At 63.9% G+C, this 2147-nt stretch carries 2 protein-coding genes; one reads left to right on the top strand and one right to left on the bottom strand.

The annotated features are described in order from the left end of the window. Positions 1 to 597: 597 nt before the first annotated feature. Complete coding sequence (locus J0695_RS06340; RefSeq protein ID WP_206960847.1) at positions 598 to 1605, bottom strand: stage II sporulation protein M; 1008 nt, start codon at positions 1603 to 1605, stop codon at positions 598 to 600. Between the two features lie 137 nt (positions 1606 to 1742). Here J0695_RS06340 and J0695_RS06345 point away from each other — a divergent pair. Continuing rightward, the coding region (locus J0695_RS06345) for an RDD family protein (protein WP_206960848.1) at positions 1743 to 2147 on the top strand (405 nt) is incomplete at its 3' end.

Here is a 2147-nt window from a genome sequence, read left to right on the forward strand (position 1 = left end):
CTCTCCGTGAATGTTTTCCCGGCTGCGTCTAATTAAAGACTGCGGGATCACACATCGGAAGAGCGGAACGATCGGTCGGAATAGGACCCATCGTTCACTGCGTCCTCGCTGTGTTGCCTTCCCGGCAAAGGGAAGGACTTTTTCAAAGGAACCACCAACCCACCGAAGTGGGCCGGGGTATCAACATATCTGGCGTTGACTTTTGGCACGCTGTTGAGTTCTCAAGGAACGGACGCTTCCTTTGGTCCCATTTCACTGGGCCCTCCGGGCGCTTCCCTTCGGTCTTGCGTTTCCGACTCTATCAGACACTTTCGTGTGTGATTCCCGGTCGAAGCGGGGTGCTTTTCAGCCTTTCGGCTTTCCGGCGATTCCGACTTTATCAGATGTAATTCGGCCGAGTTGATCGGCTTCATGTTCTGAATAATCGGGAGGCTCTGCGGAAATTCAATTTCCGGTGCGAGCTAGAGAGACACTAACTGTTTCGCTCGAACTTGTCCAGTCCGAGGCAACCGTTCGAATCTACCTCCCCACTCGAACCGTGTCAACGGTTTTTGTGGGCGGGATGAAGACTAGCAGGTCAGAGGCGGCGTACGCACATCACGCCGCGATGGGGAGTTCGGCGCTTCGGTCTGCTTCTTCGACGTCTCCGGTGTCCCCGGCGCGTGCGGCGCGGCCGCCGAGTACGTACACGTAGGTGAGGAATGCCAGTTCCGCCGCGATACCGATGGTGATGCGGCCCCAGGTGGGGAGGCCGGAAGGGGTCACGAAGCCTTCCAGTACTCCGGAGACAAAGAGGACCAGGGCCAGTCCTATGGCCATGCCCAGGGCTGCGCGGCCCTGTTGCGCCAGGGCTGTGCGGCGGGAGAGCGGGCCGGGGTCGATGACTGTCCAGCCGAGGCGCAGGCCGGTGCCGGCGGCTACGAAGACCGCGGTGAGTTCGAGCAGGCCGTGCGGGAGGACCAGGCCAAGGAACGTGTCCAGGCGGCCGGCTGACGACATCAGGCCTATACCGACGCCGAGATTGAGCATGTTGAGGAAGAGGATCCAGAAGACCGGGAGGCAGACGAAGGCGCCCAGGACCAGGCACATGGTGGCTGCCTGTGCGTTGTTCGTCCACACCTGGGCTGCGAAGGACGCTGCGGGGTGGCTGGAGTAGTACGTCTCGTACTCACCGCCCGGCCGGGTCATGGCTCGGAGTTCGGAGGGGGCCGCGATGGAGGACTGGATTTCCGGGTGGGTCGCGATCCACCAGCCGATCAGCGCGGCGAGCGCTGTGGATATCAGGGCTGTGGGGACCCACCAGTGGCGTGAGCGGTAGACCGCTGCGGGGAATCCGGCCGTGAGGAAGCGGACCGCGTCGCGCCAGCTTGCCCTTCGGGTGCCGGTCACTGTGGCTCTGGCCCGGGCCACGAGTTGGGTCAGGCGGGCTGTCACCAGGGGGTCCGGGGTGGTGGACTGGATCTGCGAGAGATGGGTCGCCGTGCGCTGGTAGAGCGCCACCAGTTCGTCGGCCTCGGCGCCGGTGAGGTGGCGGCCTCGGTGCAGGAGGTGGTTGAGGCGGTCCCACTCGGCTCGGTGGGCCGTGACGAAGACATCCAGGTCCATGGGACTGCTGCTCCTGCCTCTGCTTCTGTTATTGGTTCTGTTGGGTTGCTGGTTCTGGTTCTGGTGTGGCTTCCCGTCGGCGCGTTGCCGGTCAGCTTGGCAGACTGTGGATCTCGGCGAAGGGTGGGTGGGCGACTGTGAGTTGGCTCGTGACGGGGGATGCGGTCGTACTGGGGCTGCAGCCTGCGAAGTTGCCCAGTCGGGCGCTCGCTCTGTTGATTGATCTGGTCTGCGTCTGGGTTGTGTACATCGCGATTTCTGTAGGGCTCCTGGCTGCTACCGCTTCGATGGACGAGGCCGCTTCGGCTGCTCTGGCCGTGGCGATGTTCCTGCTGGTACTGGTCGGGGCGCCGATCGCGGTCGAGACGCTCAGCCATGGGCGCTCGCTGGGGAAGCTGGCGTGCGGGCTGCGGGTGGTGCGGGACGACGGGGGGCCGATCCGGTTCCGACATGCGCTCGTGCGTGGGGCGATCGGGGTCGTGGAGATCCTGATGACCTTCGGGGTGGTGGCGTGCATCGCTTCGTTGGTCTCGGCCCGGGGG

It is taken from the genome of Streptomyces beijiangensis, from assembly GCF_017315755.1.
GTDB lineage: Bacteria > Actinomycetota > Actinomycetes > Streptomycetales > Streptomycetaceae > Streptomyces > Streptomyces beijiangensis.

Coding starts and splice junctions, on each gene's coding strand:
- J0695_RS06340 (WP_206960847.1), bottom strand. CDS start 1,605: ATGGACCTGGATGTCTTCGTCACGGCCCACCGAGCCGAGTGGGACCGC.